We start from the raw sequence: 15,090 nt of genomic DNA on the forward strand, positions 1-15,090 counted from the left end.
TGGAGTTTCTTTTGGTGTTTCTTTCTTTACTTCTTTAGCTGGAGTTTCTTTTGGTGTTTCTTTCTTTACTTCTTTAGCTGGAGTTTCTTTTGGTGTTTCTTTCTTTACTTCTTTAGCTGGAGTTTCTGGTTCATCAGTAAATGGGGAAACCAAAATGTAACCTTCATCTGTTTTACTCATTCTAACTCTAATTTTTCGTGGAGGACTACGTACTCCTTTTGACCAAATAATATGAGCAAGATCTTCTTCAATTTTGATTTCAGATGTCTTCATGTGATGTCGAGCAAATTCTTTAATCATGTTAATAGCTCGTGGTGCACGATGTGTATCCACTGAAAGTAAAACTTTACCTAAATTGATAGTATACACTCTTTCTAATTCTTGAGACATCTAGCCAACCTCCACATCTGTTGATCTCCAAGCTCTACGCTTTGGATTTGATCTAACATCTCTTTTAGTCCTAAGAATAATCCAAGCTGGGACAGCTGAAGTCTGTCTAGTCTTTTTTAACAGACGAATTTTTCTTGGAGATGACTTGCGTGCAGCCATATTTTTCAGGCACGAAGAGCTCTTTTTAAATGAATCTCAGGAATTTAGGCGATGTGTAATTTGTTTTAGTATTCTTGCAGAAGCTCCCCAGACAATTTTATTTTGATACTCAAAGGTAAACATTTCTTGAATTCGGTTATGACTTGGATCAGGATCTTTGGCCATTGTTTTCAAAAAAGAATCTAAAGGAATATGAAAAATTTTTTCTACTTCGTTGTTTGCTGAAAGCGATGGGATTTCATCAACTATTGAAACAAATGGCAAGATAGTAAAACGAGAATTAAGAGTTACAACTGGTTCCAGTTGTCCTGTTACTTGTTCTTTTGAAATTCTCAAACCAATTTCTTCTTCAGTCTCACGTAATGCAGTGTCTAAAAGATCAGAATCGCTAGAATCAAATTTTCCTCCTGGAAATGAAATTTCCCCAGCATGAAAATTCAAATGCTTTGGTTTTTCAGTCATAACTACAATCGGTTCTTTTCCATAAATCACAACAAGAACAGATGCTAGTTTGTTTGTTCCATTGTTCTCTAAAACAGGATTGATTTTACTTGAGAGTAATGATTTCAAAGTTTTCAGATCCATCACAGATATTTGAATTATCTATTTTATGGAGTTTTTGTTTAAAGGTTTTAACCAAGTTAAATTGGAGATTCTTTGTGGCAATAATCTACGAAATAAATCCACCAAAAATACCTGATGGAGAAATATCAGATGATGAAATAAATTCATCAGTTGAAAAACTCCTACAAAGAGTTTCAGATATTAGTAATTTTTGTGATGGCATACACGTAACAGATTCTGTATTAGGCACTAAACGAGTTTCAGCATTATCTATTGGGAGATTATTAAAGAGCATTCATCCTAATTTGCAAATTACCATCAGCATGAGAGTTAGAGACAAAGACATGAACTTGATTAAACATCTCACCCAAGAATCAATAGAATTGAAATTAGATGGAATTTTAATTTTAAAAGGAGATCCATCCAAAGAAAATCCAACAGATTCTGGTCTAATTCCAAGTCAAGTTGTAAAGGAATTAAACGAGTTAGGCTATGGAAATAAAATTGACTTTTTCTTGTCATTACCTAGTAATCCTAACTTTGAAAAAATTCAGAAAAAAATTGCCGCCAAACCAAAAGGTTTCATGACACAAGTAATTCATTCTACAGAACAAGTTCAAAGAATTTCAAACGAATTAAGACCAAAAGGGTTGAGAATTATTCCATGTGTGTTATTACCCTCAGATAAAAACAATAATTCAGCAAAGTTTTTGGAATTAGATTGGTCAAATTACAAAGAAGATCCATCTAATTTTATTAAACAAATTCACAATATTTCAGGAGATGTATTAGTTACATCACCAAATGATTTTACATTTGCAAAAGAGACACTAATGAAAATCTAAAGCACAAAATATTGTGATTCTGGATGATGTACCACAATTGCTGCTGTAGATTGCTCAGGAATTATTTGCCCAGATTCAGTTAGTGTCATTCCAGATTTTTCTGGTTCAAGCAGTTTCCAAACTAGTTCATGCTGCATTACATCAGGACAACTTGGAAATCCCCAACTGTATCTAAGACCTCCTTTTTCTCCCAGTTTGAATTCAGATTTTATTTTACGATTTATCCACTCTGCTAGTGCCTCAGCAACTTCAACTGCCAAACCATGCAAATAGTACGCATCAGCATACTTGTCTTCTTTGTTCCATTTCTCTATAACATCCGAAACTTTGGTTCCAACTGTAACTGCTTGAAATGCAACAATATCATCTTCTCCAAAATAATCAGTAAGACATAGATGGCTAGATTTTGAAGAACGTGGAAAATCAAATACAACACTATCGCCTTTTGGATCATCAACTACAAGTTTTCCATCTTTATTGTGACATTTGAAAAATCCATAAACAATTTCTGGTTCAAATAACTTTTCTCTAATTATTCGAATTTTCCACTCATTTAGCAATATTTCATGATCAGCCTCAGAGTCAGACCCAGCCTTACCACGTAATCCCCATGATAATTTGAATAATGATTTTTTGTCAATCAATTCCCAAACTTCATTCATTTTGATTTGATCAGATTTCAATCGTATCGGAGTTCCAATAATTGATGGAGTATGTGGTATCACAGGTTTAGTATCACTTTTTGGAAGAGATGACGTATCAACAACTGTAGTTGATCTATCTTTCCAATTTTCAAGTTTCTCCTTCCATTGAGATATGAACTTCGGTTTTTCATTTGAAACTAGAGTATCCATAGTTTTCAAACCTTCAAACATCGTATTACAGTAAAATACCCCCGATTCGTAAATGCCATCTTCTTTTGCAATTCTATTGATATAGTTACTATTGATGGCGGCACCACCGCATAAAATTGGAATTTTCATTTTATTTTTTCTTGCATGTTCTACAAAATATTGCATCTGCTTTGATGTAGAAACCAAAAGTGCAGATAATCCTATAGCGTCTGGATTTACTTCATCAATTTTTTCCAAGAATTTCTGCAATGGAACTTGTTTTCCAAGATCATAAACAGTATAACCATTATTTTGGAAGATTGTTTTAACTAAATTCTTTCCAATATCATGAACGTCACCATAAACGGTTCCAAGAACCAGTTTACCTTTTGATGTACCTTCTTCTCTAATCAGATATTTTTCTAACTCTCCTACTGCTGCCTTCATACATTCAGCAGATTTGAGAACAAATGGGAGAATTAATTCTCCTGAACCAAATTTATCACCAACCTCCTTCATAGCAGAGAGTAAATCCTCGTTTAGTGTTTTGATTGCACCATCATGAGTAACTTCAGGAGGCGCATTCAAAGAAAGAATCCCATCATGTTCTTCAATAATGTCACTTTTACCTATCTTTTCTGCAATAGCAGAGACCACATCATTTTGTATTCCATCTTTTAGTCTATTTACAATTCTAAAGTTTGCACGTTTTCCAGCGGGCCATGATGGATCTACATCCTCTTTGTTAGAAGCATCACTTGTTCGTGAACCTGCATTCTCAAAGTGAATAATTAATTCAGAAAGGGCATTTGGATGAGTATTAAAAATTAAATCTTCAGCAAGTTTCTTTTCTTTTTCATTAATTTCCCCATAAGGAATTATCTCTTTTGCATTTACTATAGCTGTGTCAAGTCCATATTTTACTGCATGATACAAAAATACAGAATTGAGAATTTTTCGAGCATATGGTACTAATCCAAAACTAATATTACTTAATCCCAAAGTAGTAAAAGAATTTGGAAATTTTGCTTTGACAAGTTTTATTCCCTCCAGAGTATTTTTTCCTGCATCCAAGAATTCATCCTCCCCAGTAGCAAGTGTAAATGTAAGAACATCAAAAATAAATTGTTCAATTTTTAATCCATATTTTTTTCCTGTTTCATAAAGTAATTCTGCAGTTTCAACTTTCTCTTGAGGAGTTTTTGCCATGCCTTTTGGCCCAATACACAATGCAATTGCAGGTAAACCATACTTTGCCATAATTGGAGCAAGACGTTCAAATCTACTCCCATTACCTTCAAGATTAATTGAATTAATTATTGGTCGTCCAGGAATTTGTTCCACAGATGCTTCTATCACATCAGGATCTGTCGAATCAATAACTAATGGAGCATCAATTTCTAAACTTAATTTTTTAACAAGATTTAACATGAATTGTTTTTCATCAGCTCGTTCAGTAGTTGCAACACAAATATCAAGACAGTGTGCACCATCTTCTACTTGCGTTCTTGCCAAGTCAATTAATCCATCATAATCATCATTGAGTACAAGCTGTTTTGCTTTTCTAGAACCTTGAGTATTGATTCTCTCACCAATTATTAGAGGTGGAGGTAATTGCTTCAAATCAACTGCTTTTTGTGCTGAGCTAACTCTAGGAATAGTCAATATGATAAATTCTCCTCAGTTTTTCTAAATACTTAACCCTTGACAGAATAAGCTTTTTCGTCAATTACTTTCCGTAGTACAGCAATATGCTCAGGATTTGTCCCGCAACAACCCCCAATAATTCGAACCTTTTTGTATTGTTTAAGAAAATCACCTAACAATTCACCCATCTTTTGAGGAGTCATTTTGTAAACTGCTTGTCCACCTTGATTTTCAGGCATACCAGCATTTGGCACCACCAGTAAATTATGCTCATTTTGCTCATCAAGCCATCTAACACTTGGAGTCATTTCAGCTGGGCCAGTAGAACAATTCAAACCAAAAACATCAATCCCCATATCAGATACGGTGGTATATGCAGCTTGAATATTTGTTCCAAGTAACATTTTTCCATATTGATCTAAAGTAGTATTTGCAATAATCGGAACTTTTTTTCCAGTTTTCTTCATTGCATTATGACATGCCTCAATTACAAGTTTAACTTCCAAAATATCTTGACTTGTTTCAATTAAGAGAGCATCAACTCCTCCAAGAATCAAACCTTCTGCTTGTAATTCAAATGCATTTCTAATTTCACCTAGAGGTTTTTGTCCTAAATCAGGATCGTTTGAGCTTGGAAGATAACCAGATGGACCCATTGAACCAATTACATATCGAGGTTTGTCAGTATATTCTGAACAAACTTCAACTGCTAGTTGTGCTATTTTTTTATTAAACTCTATTGTTTGATCACCAAAACCATATTCATCTAATTTAATTTTGTTTGAACCAAATGAATTAGTTTCAATGCAATCAGAACCTGCATCCAAATAATTTTTATGAATTTTTTTTATCCAATCAGGATGAGTGATAACTAAACCATCGTTAAACCCATCTTGATTATTTGGAAAATCTTCAGGTTTAGGATTATATTTTTGAATCTCTGTTCCCATTGCCCCATCAAAAAGCAATATTCTATTTTGTAATGCAGTAAGAAACGGTTCTTTTTGTACCAATTATTTTTAAAATGTCCAAGTACAGTTTAACTCTTTTGAGAAAAACCCTCAAAGAATAGGGGGTTAATCCGTATATTGAAATTAGGTGAAATGAAGTTTCTAATACATTTATGCAAAATATTCAATTAAACAATCTAGTTCGTAGTGCGACATTTTTTCAACATGCAGGAATCTCGATGGTCTTTGTATTCATGCCATTGATTGCAAAAGGAGTCACAAGTTCTATTTTTGAGATTGGTTTGATCATAGCATCATTTAGCTTTGCACAAATATTATCAGAAATTTATTTTGGCAGACATTCAGATAAGAAAGGAACTAGGCTCAAATTTATCAGAATTGGCTTTATTGGATGCGCCATTACCTTTGGCCTACACTATTTTGCAGACGATATAACATTGCTATTTCTAGTAAGAATTGCTGCAGGTGTTGCAAGCGGCATTATGATTCCAGCCATGATTGCCTATACCTATGAGGCAAATATTGAAAAAAAGAGAGCAGCAACTGTAATCTCATTTCATGCATTAGGATGGCTTGCAGGAATTGCAGCCGCAGGTCTTGCAAGTGATCTAAAGTTACTTTTCATGATGAGTGCTGCATCGTTTACAATTGGATTAATCTTTACATTTAAGATGCCAAATCCGATGCAAGAAAAGGAAATAGAACCAGGTACAGCAAAAAAAGTTATTTCAAAAAATAAATTTCTGTTTACATCATTATTACTAAGACATGTTGGAGCTGCTGCAGTATGGACTATATTTCCAATAATGTTAATGGAAAAATTAGGAGCAGAACTTTATCAAGTATCAATTGTATATGTTGCAAACACATTGACTGCATTTATCCTGATGAATTTAATGGCAAGTAAAATCAAAATTTCAAATGTAACTAAATTTAAGATGGGCATAGGCTGTACAACATTTGTATTTGTAGGATTATCAATAATTACAGAATGGTGGATGGCAATGCCATTTATGGCACTTGTTGGAGGTACTTGGGCATTTTTATTTATTGGAGGAAACTTTCATCTTATGGATAACAATCCTCGTTCTACATCAACTGGAATATTCAGTTCAACAATATCAATTGCTACAGTAATAGGTCCTGTAATTGGAGGAAGTATTGCATTCGTATTTGACTATATTGCAGTGATGTATTTTGCCATAGCAGTAATCATTGTTGGATTTGTAGTGTCTCTAAAAATAAAAGCTGAAAAGATTAACGAAGTCCCCATCTAGACATTACCTTATTTTCAATTCGCTTAAAGATAATTCCATCAATAACAATACCAATCATCATAATTACTAACATTATTGCAAATACTTGAGAGATGTCATTTAGTTGTCGTCCTACATTAAGTAAAAAGCCTAATCCTAGAAATGAAAATAGTAATTCTGCTCCAATTACACCTCGCCATGCAAAAGCCCAACCTTGTTTGAAACCTGAAATCAAATGAGGAAATGCTGCAGGAATTAAGACGTACGTGGCTAATTGAGTGCCTTTTGCCCCCATATTTCGTGCAGCCTCAATATAGTGTGGGTTGATAGTTTTCACTCCAGTATAGGTAGAGATTGTTATTGCAAACATCGAACTAACTGCCGTGACAAAAATAATTCCACCATCAGTTAAACCAAACCACAGTATAGCTAATGGAACCCAAGCAACAGAAGGAATTGATTGCAATCCCAATACCAAAGAACCAATAGTTTGATTTACAGTTTCTATTCTAGCCATTAAAATTCCAAGCAACATTCCGCCAACTATTGCAATAGTCAATCCAATCAATAATCGTAAAAGACTAGTTCCAATTCCAAAGAATAAGCTACCATCTGATGCAGTATAAACTAGATCTTCAGCAACTTCATAAGGTGACGGAAATAGATTATTTGGCCATATACTAGACATTGCAACAAGTTGCCAAATTACAACAATAGCAATATAGAAAATAATTTGTTTAACTAGAGAAGGTTTTTTCATCATACATCACTAATTTTTCTTAACCTCAGGTCGTAATTCTGATAAAATTTCTTGTTGAAGCGGAAATAAATTTTGATCCTCAACTAATCGTGGTCGTTTGTAATCAATGTTAATGACTTTTTTAATTGTGGAGGGTCTATTGCTAAATACTGCAACTTTAGTTCCAAGTACTGTAGCTTCAGTTACATTGTGAGTTACAAATAAAATTGTTTTTTTTGTTTTCTCCCAAATCAACTGCATTTCAACGAGTAACAAATCTCTTGTTTGTGCATCAAGTGCTGCAAATGGTTCATCCATTAATAATACATCAGGGTCCATAACAAGTGCTCTAGCTATCGCTACTCTTTGTTTCATTCCAGTTGAAAGTTGGTATGTATACGAATCAGCAAATTTTGTCAACTGCATCATATCCAGATATCTTTTGGATATCTGAGCACGCTCTTCTTTTGGAATTCCTGCCATCTTTAATCCAAATTCTACGTTATCTTGAACTTTCAACCAAGGAAACAATGCACCCTCTTGAAAAACAATAATTCTTTCAGGTCCAGTTGATGTTACTGGTTTTCCATCAAAGAAAATTTCACCCTCATCAGGAGTTTCCAAACCTGCCACTATTCGTAAAAATGTAGATTTACCACATCCAGATGGACCAACCAGGCATACAAATTCACCATCTTCAATTTGTAAATTCACGCCACCTAATGCCTTGAGACGATGACTGTCATGTTTGAAATATTTTATAATATTTTTAGCCTCAAGTTTGGTCATTATTTACTAAAACCTCCTGTGATTGGGAATTTGAATTTTTGTCAAAGAAAAGTCCATCTAAGTTATACCCATGTCTTCCTAGATAACCAAGTGAGTCCGCTCTTTTAGCGATTGTGTCAATTGAGCTTACAATTGGATCAGAAGTAATTTCTAAATTAGATAATGATTCATCAATTAATTCAACGGGTAATGATTTACCCATTTCATTTTTCATAAAATCAATGAAGATAGTTCTAGTTTCTTCTTTATTGGAATTAATCCAATCTGCTGTTTGCTGATGTGCTTCAAGCCATTTCTGTATAATTTCAGGATGTGAATTCACATATTCTTCTTTAGCAATCAACACCACTGTTGCAAACTTGTTTTCAGGCCAAAGTTCATTTTCATTAAACAATCTTGTTCCACCTAATTGTTGAACCAATATTGTAGCAGTAGGTTCTGGAACCCATGCACCATCAATATCTCCTTTTGCAAATAATATGTAAATATCAGAGTTACCAGTATTCAAAACAATTACAGAACCACCCTTTTCTGCAGGCTTTAACCCATTATCAGAAAGAAATGTTCGAAGAGAAATATCCTGTGTGTTTCCAATTTGAGGAGCAGCGATTCTTTTTCCAGCAAAATCAGCAACAGATTTAATTTCAGATTTTGGATGAACAATAAAACTAACACCTCCACTTGCAGCACCAGATAAAATTTTCACATCATGTTGTTCAGATTTCAAAAATGCATTGATTGCAGGTCCAGGACCAACATATGCAATATCAACAGAGCCGGCAAAAATTGATTCAATTACCTGAGGGCCAGAATCAAACAAGATCGGTTGAATATCAATATCACTTCCAATGTGATTTGAAAAAAATCCTTTTTCAATTCCAACAATTGGTATTGCATGAGATATGTTGGGAAAGTATGCTACTCTAATCTTGTTTTCATGCGTATTTTGATCCTGATTTGTCACAATTCCTACAGAGATCAGAGTCAATACAACAACACCGATCAAAATATAGATCTGAAATTTCATAAAACAGCGTTATATTCTGGCTGTTAAATAATCATCGAATTTTAGCTCAAGCTAGTTTGAGAATTTTTTGATTTTTTCAGCGTAACACAAAAGATAAATTCCAAATTACGACGGGGAATGTGTTTTATGGCTGAAAAAGGAATTCTTGCATTTTCTGGTGGATTAGACACATCAGTTGTGATAAAATACCTTCAAGAAGAATACAACATGGATGTTATCACAGTAACTGTTGATGTAGGTCAAGGCGATGATCAGAAAAAAATTGAAGCTAAAGCCAAAAAACTCGGAGTAATAAAACACTACAATATCGATGCCAGAAAAGAGTTTGTTGAAAATTTCATTTTTCCGTCAATTAAAGCAAATGCACTCTATCAAAAAAAATATTGCTTAGCAACTGCATTAGCTAGACCATTAATTGCAGAAAAAGTTTTAGAAATTGCAAAAAAAGAAAAAGTAACATCATTAGCTCATGGTTGTTCAGGTAAAGGAAATGATCAAGTTAGATTCGACATTACATTACGTTCTGGTTCTGATTTACCAATCATTGCACCAATTAGAGATAAAAATTTAGACAGAGTGACTGAATTAGAGTTTGCAAAAAAACATGGAATCGAAATTGACTCAGTTGCAAAGAGATTCAGCATTGATCAAAATTTGTGGGGACGTGCAATTGAAGGCGGAGTACTAGAAGATCCATACAATGAACCTCCAGAAGATGCATTCATTTGGGTAAAAACAAAAAATTTGCCAGATAAGCCAACATACTTGGAGATAAAATTTGAGAAAGGAATACCAGTTTCAGTGGATGGAAAAATTCTTGAACCAATAAAATTAATTGAATATGTAAACAAAAAAGCAGGAGATGCAGGAGTCGGAATTGTTGATCATATAGAAGACAGAGTTGTAGGAATTAAATCCCGTGAAGTTTATGAAACACCAGGAGCATTATGTCTTATTGAAGCTCATTCAGATTTAGAAAAAATGGTCCATACAAAACATGAAAATAAATTCAAATCAATTATCGATGATGAATGGGCATACCTTGCCTATTCAGGATTATGGCAAGACCCATTAAAACAGGATCTTGACGCATTCATTCAGGCATCACAAAAACCAGTATCTGGAACTGTAAAGCTAAAGCTCTTCAAAGGAAGCATTCGTGTTGTTGGACGAAAATCAGACTATTCATTATACAATCACAAGATCGCCACATATGGTACTGAATCAACTTTTGATCAAAGATTAGCAAAAGGATTTGTAGAATTGTGGGGAATTCAATCAACAGAAGCTAATAAATTACAAAAGAAAAGGTCAACAAAAACATGAACTGTCAAGAATGTGATGCAACTCTTAACATCCCAGACGATGCCTCTGTTGGAGAGATAATCTCCTGTCCTGATTGTGGCGCTGACTTTGAGATCGCAAAAAAAAATGGATCTACTGTTGAGCTAAAACAAGCAGAAAGTGTAGGCGAAGACTGGGGAGAGTAATGTCAAAAATCTGTATTGTATTTGACCGCCTAAGATCAGAAGAGAAGATGCTCGAGAAAGAGGCATTGAATCTAGGTCATGAGGCAGTGATGCTAGATGCTAAGATTACCCAAATCAATACAGATAGCCAAAAAAGCGATTTTGATTTTGGAGATGTGGTTTTAGAAAGATGTGTTAGTTATTTTAGAGGGCTTCATTTTACTGCCAGTCTTGAATTTATGGATGTACCAGTACTCAACAAATTTTTTGTTGCCTATCAATGCGGAAATAAAATGTTCATGACTCTAATGCTAAAAAAATACAATGTACCAACACCAAAAACATATTTTTCATTTTCAAGTGAAAGTGCATTAGAAAATATAGAAAAAATTGGATATCCACTAGTAATCAAACCAGTTATTGGAAGTTGGGGTAGAGGAGTTATGCAAATTAAAGACAAAGATACTGCCGATGCACTATTTGAGATTAGAGATATTACAGATAGTCCACATGATAGAATTTTCTATCTTCAAGAGGTGATAAAGAGACCACCAAGAGATATTCGAGTCATAACAATTGGGGACGAACCAATTGCAGCAATGTATAGAAAATCATCAGGCGGTTTTAAGACAAACATAGCATTAGGGGCAGATCCTGAATTATGCGAGATCACAAAAGAGATCGAAGATGTAGCGATTAAAGCCTCAAAAGCTATGGGTGGAGGAATTTTAGGTATTGATATTATGGAAGATGAAAAACGTGGATTTGTCGTACATGAAGTTAATAATACTGTAGAGTTTAAAGGACTATCAAAAGTTTCAAAGCGAAATATTCCAAAAGAAATGGTAGAATTTGCTTTAAACTATGTTAGGAAATAAATTATAGTTCATTATCGGGAGAGTTATGATAAAAGTTGGCGTTGTAGGAGCATCAGGTTATGTCGGAGGAGAAACACTTCGTCTTCTAGTAAATCATCCAGATGTTGAGATCACAACGGTTACCTCAAGACAACATGTTGGAGAATATCTACATAGAATTCAACCAAGTTTGAAAGGATTTACCGATCTAACTTTTTCAGAATTAGATTATGATAAAATGACAGATAAATGTGATATTGTATTTACTGCAGTTCCACATGGAACTGCAACTGAAATTGTAAAAGCGTTGTATGATCGAGGTCTCAAAGTTATAGATTTAAGTGCAGATTATAGATTACACACTGCTACCGATTACGATAAATGGTATGGATGGGAACATCCACATCCAGACTACTTACCAAAATCAGTATTCGGAGTACCAGAATTACATAGAGAGGCAATCAAGAAAGCTCAGCTAGTTTCTTGTCCAGGATGTATGGCAGTAACTTCCACATTAGCCCTTGCACCACTAATTCGACATGACTTAATTGATACAGAACACATCATTGTAGATTCAAAGATTGGATCATCAGGCGCAGGTTCTGGTTCAGGAACTGCTCATGCAATGAGAGCAGGAGTAATCAGACCATACAAACCAGCAAAACACAGACACACTGGAGAGATAGAACAAGAACTAAGTGAAATAGCAGGTAAAAAAATTCATGTTTCAATGAGTCCACATGCAGTAGATGTAGTTCGTGGAATTTTATGTACAAATCATACATTTATGAAAAAAGATATTGAAGAAAAAGAATTATGGAAAATATTTCGTGAGTCTTATGGTCAAGAGAGATTTGTTCGATTGATTAGAGATAAAAAAGGATTGTATAAATTTCCAGATCCAAAATTTGTAGTTGGTTCAAACTTTTGCGATATAGGTTTTGACATAGATGAAGAGAATCATAGATTGATTGTAATGTCAGCATCCGACAACCTAATGAAAGGCGCAGCAGGTTCTGCAATACAAAACATGAATGTGATGTGCGGCTTTGATGAAATGGATGGTTTGAAGTATACCCCACTCACTCCAGTATAGAAATGATCACAATTAAAATCGGCGGAAGTGTAGTAGATAATTTACATCCATCAACTATTGCAGACATGAAAAAAGTTGCAGAGACAGAAGGATTAATCATAGTGCATGGGGGAGGAAAAGAAGTCACAAAAGTATGTGAACAACTTGGAAAAGAACCAAAATTTGTAACATCACCTAGTGGAATTAAAAGCAGATACACTGACAAAGAAACCGCAGAGATTTTTACAATGGTAATCTCAGGAAGAATAAACAAGACAATTGTTCAGATGCTTCAAAAAAATGGAATAAATGCAATTGGATTATCAGGGGTGGATGCAAGAATTATCGAAGCTGAAAGAAAAAAGACATTATTAATTATCAATGAGAAAGGTCGAAAACAAGCAATTGATGGAGGATATACAGGCAAAATTACAAAAATCAATGCGGAATTCATTAAATCACTTTTAGCTCAGGGTCTAACACCTGTAATTTCACCTATTGCAATTAGCGAAGAGTCAGAGTTTCTCAATGTAGACGGAGACAGAGCAGCAGCATATGTAGCAGGAAATGTAGGTTGTGACAAGATATTATTCATAACAAATGTAGATGGACTCTTGATGGACGATAAACTGGTAACAAATCTAACATTAGTACAGGCAAAAGAAATTAGACCAAAAATAGGCCCAGGTATGGAAAAGAAGATACTAGCAGCTACTGAAGCTTTAGACATGGGAGTAAAAGAAGCACTCATTGGAAATGGTCAAAAGGAAAATCCTATATCATCAGCCATTTCACATGACAATTGTACGGTGATTCAAAATGACTGAAGATGACTTTATGGGTGGTTTGTATCAGAGGTTTCCAGTTACAATTGAAAAGGGAGTAGGAGCTCATGTTTGGGACATTAATGGAAAAGAATACATCGATTGCATGGGCGGATATGGTGTAGCAATTGTTGGACATCAAAATAAAAGAGTTGTAAATGCAATCAAAGAACAAGTAGACAAAATAATTACTGTACACAGTTCACTGTACAACAAAACAAGAGAAGAATTTCTTAAAACATTAATCAGTCTTGCACCAAAAGGCTTGACACAAGTTCATCTAAACAATAGCGGAGCAGAAGCAATTGAAGCTGCAATAAAATTTGCAAGAAAGTTTACAGGTAAAAAAGGAATGGTTGCAATGAAAGGATCATATCATGGAAAATCACTCGGAGCATTATCATTAACATTTAATCCAAAATACAAAAAAGCATTTGAACCATTAGTTGAAAAAGTTTCTTTTGCATCATTTGGAGATATAGAATCTCTCCGCTCTACAATTGATGATGACACAGCATTTGTTATTTTAGAACCAATACAAGGTGAAAGCGGAATCAACGTTGCACCAGATGGATTTTTACAAGAAGTAAGAAAACTTTGTGATGAAAAAGGAATTCTTCTAATTTTTGACGAAATACAAGCTGGATTAGGCAGAACAGGACGACTTTGGGCATGTAACCATTGGAACACATCACCAGATATTTTATGTCTGGCAAAAGGAATTGCAGGAGGAGTACCAATGGGTGCAACTCTAGTAAGACCAGACATTCTTGCATCAATGAGTAAAGGCGAACATTCTTCAACGTTTGGCGGAAATCCACTTTCTTGCGCTGCAGGAATTGCAACACTACAAGCACTTACCCAAGATAATCTCATTGAGAATTCTGAAAAGATGGGAAAACTATTCAGAGAAGGATTAGAGAAATTAAAAGAAAAACACTCCATAATCAGAGAGATAAGAGGAAAAGGGTTAATGATAGGAGTTGAATTGAAATTTGAGGTAAAAGATGTTTTGATGAATCTTATGAAGGAAGGAGTTCTTATGCTTTATTCAGGTAGAAACATTCTCAGAATCCTTCCTCCACTTGTAATTTCTAAAGAAGACGTAGCGAAAGTCTTAGAAACCCTAGATGGGGTACTAACTATAGAGGAGCAAAAAAATAATGTATAAAGATAAAGTAGATGAAAAGATAATCAACTTTCTCAAAGAAGATTCAAGAGAATCATTTGTAGATATTGGAAAAAAACTAAAATTATCAGAATCTGCAGTTAGAAGAAGAGTAAAAAACCTAGTAGATAGTGGAACAATCAAAAGATTCACAGTTGAGGTAGGAGAAGAAAATGCAACAAGTGCCATTGTATTGATATCAGTAGATTCTACAACTGAAACTTCAAAAGTTTCAGAGAAACTTGCAAAGCTAGAAGGTGTAAAAGTAGTTTATGAGATTACAGGCCAGTATGATATAATCACAATAATTAGTGCAACAAATATCTCTGAGATTAACAGTAGCATAGATGCTTTAAGAAAAATACCTGGAGTAATTGACACCAACACTGTGATTATTTTAAGAAAAGTAGCATAAAACGACTTTCGGCACATAATTTCCATACTTAACTAAATTAGGATCATTGCAAGTAATTTTCA

Annotated in this window: 17 protein-coding genes; 9 read left to right on the forward strand and 8 right to left on the reverse strand. The window is 34.3% G+C overall.

Translation table 11 applies throughout. From position 1 onward, the window contains the following. The 3 genes from K5782_RS09250 to K5782_RS09260 form a co-directional block, all read right to left on the reverse strand. Nucleotides 1-390, reverse strand: a 390-nt coding sequence (locus tag K5782_RS09250) for a 50S ribosomal protein L31e (RefSeq protein ID WP_297466009.1), incomplete at its 3' end; no start/stop codon positions are given. After that, nucleotides 391-549 (reverse strand): hypothetical protein, encoded by a 159-nt coding sequence (locus K5782_RS09255; protein WP_007551116.1) that lies wholly within the window; start codon nt 547-549, stop codon nt 391-393. It abuts the gene before it with no gap. Between the two features lie 36 nt (nt 550-585). Next, entirely contained in the window at nt 586-1,134 is a 549-nt protein-coding gene (locus tag K5782_RS09260; RefSeq protein ID WP_297466011.1) for a CoA pyrophosphatase, read from the reverse strand. Between the two features lie 74 nt (nt 1,135-1,208). On the opposite strand from K5782_RS09260, the gene K5782_RS09265 reads away from it, so the two are divergent. Next, nucleotides 1,209-1,958, forward strand: coding sequence for a methylenetetrahydrofolate reductase (locus K5782_RS09265; protein ID WP_297466012.1), 750 nt, complete (start codon nt 1,209-1,211; stop codon nt 1,956-1,958). Here K5782_RS09265 and K5782_RS09270 read toward each other — a convergent pair. Continuing rightward, nucleotides 1,955-4,456 carry a dihydropteroate synthase gene (locus K5782_RS09270; RefSeq protein ID WP_297466013.1) on the reverse strand — a complete coding sequence of 834 codons (2,502 nt, stop codon included), beginning with the start codon at nt 4,454-4,456 and terminating at the stop codon, nt 1,955-1,957. The genes K5782_RS09265 and K5782_RS09270 overlap by 4 nt on opposite strands. Nucleotides 4,457-4,488: 32 nt before the next feature. Then, nucleotides 4,489-5,451, reverse strand: coding sequence for a homocysteine S-methyltransferase family protein (locus K5782_RS09275; RefSeq protein ID WP_007551121.1), 963 nt, complete (start codon nt 5,449-5,451; stop codon nt 4,489-4,491). A gap of 110 nt (nt 5,452-5,561) precedes the next feature. On the opposite strand from K5782_RS09275, the gene K5782_RS09280 reads away from it, so the two are divergent. After that, nucleotides 5,562-6,686: an MFS transporter gene (locus tag K5782_RS09280; RefSeq protein ID WP_297466014.1), complete on the forward strand. Its 1,125-nt coding sequence runs from the start codon at nt 5,562-5,564 to the stop codon at nt 6,684-6,686. On the opposite strand, the gene K5782_RS09285 is transcribed toward K5782_RS09280, so the two are convergent. The 3 genes from K5782_RS09285 to K5782_RS09295 are packed head-to-tail and all read right to left on the reverse strand — an operon-like array spanning nt 6,667 to nt 9,181. Next, entirely contained in the window at nt 6,667-7,425 is a 759-nt protein-coding gene (locus K5782_RS09285) for an ABC transporter permease (protein WP_297466015.1), read from the reverse strand. The two genes, K5782_RS09280 and K5782_RS09285, sit on opposite strands and share 20 nt — an antisense overlap. Nucleotides 7,426-7,434: 9 nt before the next feature. After that, nucleotides 7,435-8,193, reverse strand: a complete 759-nt coding sequence (locus K5782_RS09290; RefSeq protein ID WP_297466016.1) for an ABC transporter ATP-binding protein — start codon at nt 8,191-8,193, stop codon at nt 7,435-7,437. After that, nucleotides 8,180-9,181 (reverse strand): ABC transporter substrate-binding protein, encoded by a 1,002-nt coding sequence (locus tag K5782_RS09295; RefSeq protein ID WP_297466017.1) that lies wholly within the window; start codon nt 9,179-9,181, stop codon nt 8,180-8,182. Before K5782_RS09295 ends, K5782_RS09290 begins: the two co-directional genes overlap by 14 nt. Nucleotides 9,182-9,346: 165 nt before the next feature. On the opposite strand from K5782_RS09295, the gene K5782_RS09300 reads away from it, so the two are divergent. Genes K5782_RS09300 through lysM form a run of 7 tightly spaced genes read left to right on the forward strand, consistent with a single transcriptional unit; the run spans nt 9,347 to nt 15,028 of the window. Continuing rightward, nucleotides 9,347-10,546 carry an argininosuccinate synthase gene (locus K5782_RS09300; RefSeq protein WP_007551128.1) on the forward strand — a complete coding sequence of 400 codons (1,200 nt, stop codon included), beginning with the start codon at nt 9,347-9,349 and terminating at the stop codon, nt 10,544-10,546. Then, the gene (locus K5782_RS09305; protein WP_007551129.1) at nt 10,543-10,710 is read left to right on the forward strand and encodes an alpha-aminoadipate/glutamate carrier protein LysW; all 168 of its coding nucleotides are present in this window, start codon (nt 10,543-10,545) and stop codon (nt 10,708-10,710) included. The genes K5782_RS09300 and K5782_RS09305 overlap by 4 nt, the downstream gene beginning before the upstream one ends. Then, nucleotides 10,710-11,567 carry a lysine biosynthesis protein LysX gene (lysX, locus tag K5782_RS09310; RefSeq protein WP_297466018.1) on the forward strand — a complete coding sequence of 286 codons (858 nt, stop codon included), beginning with the start codon at nt 10,710-10,712 and terminating at the stop codon, nt 11,565-11,567. The genes K5782_RS09305 and lysX overlap by 1 nt, the downstream gene beginning before the upstream one ends. Before the next feature lie 28 nt (nt 11,568-11,595). Then, nucleotides 11,596-12,642 (forward strand): N-acetyl-gamma-glutamyl-phosphate reductase, encoded by a 1,047-nt coding sequence (gene argC, locus K5782_RS09315; protein WP_297466077.1) that lies wholly within the window; start codon nt 11,596-11,598, stop codon nt 12,640-12,642. Between the two features lie 2 nt (nt 12,643-12,644). Beyond that, entirely contained in the window at nt 12,645-13,448 is an 804-nt protein-coding gene (locus K5782_RS09320; protein WP_297466019.1) for a [LysW]-aminoadipate/[LysW]-glutamate kinase, read from the forward strand. Continuing rightward, entirely contained in the window at nt 13,441-14,616 is a 1,176-nt protein-coding gene (locus K5782_RS09325) for an acetylornithine/succinylornithine family transaminase (protein WP_297466020.1), read from the forward strand. Before K5782_RS09320 ends, K5782_RS09325 begins: the two co-directional genes overlap by 8 nt. After that, the gene (gene lysM / locus K5782_RS09330) at nt 14,609-15,028 is read left to right on the forward strand and encodes an HTH-type transcriptional regulator LysM (RefSeq protein WP_297466021.1); all 420 of its coding nucleotides are present in this window, start codon (nt 14,609-14,611) and stop codon (nt 15,026-15,028) included. Before K5782_RS09325 ends, lysM begins: the two co-directional genes overlap by 8 nt. The last annotated feature ends 62 nt before the right edge of the window (nt 15,029-15,090 follow it).

It is taken from the genome of Nitrosarchaeum sp., assembly GCF_025699065.1.
Classification (GTDB): Archaea; Thermoproteota; Nitrososphaeria; order Nitrososphaerales; family Nitrosopumilaceae; genus Nitrosarchaeum.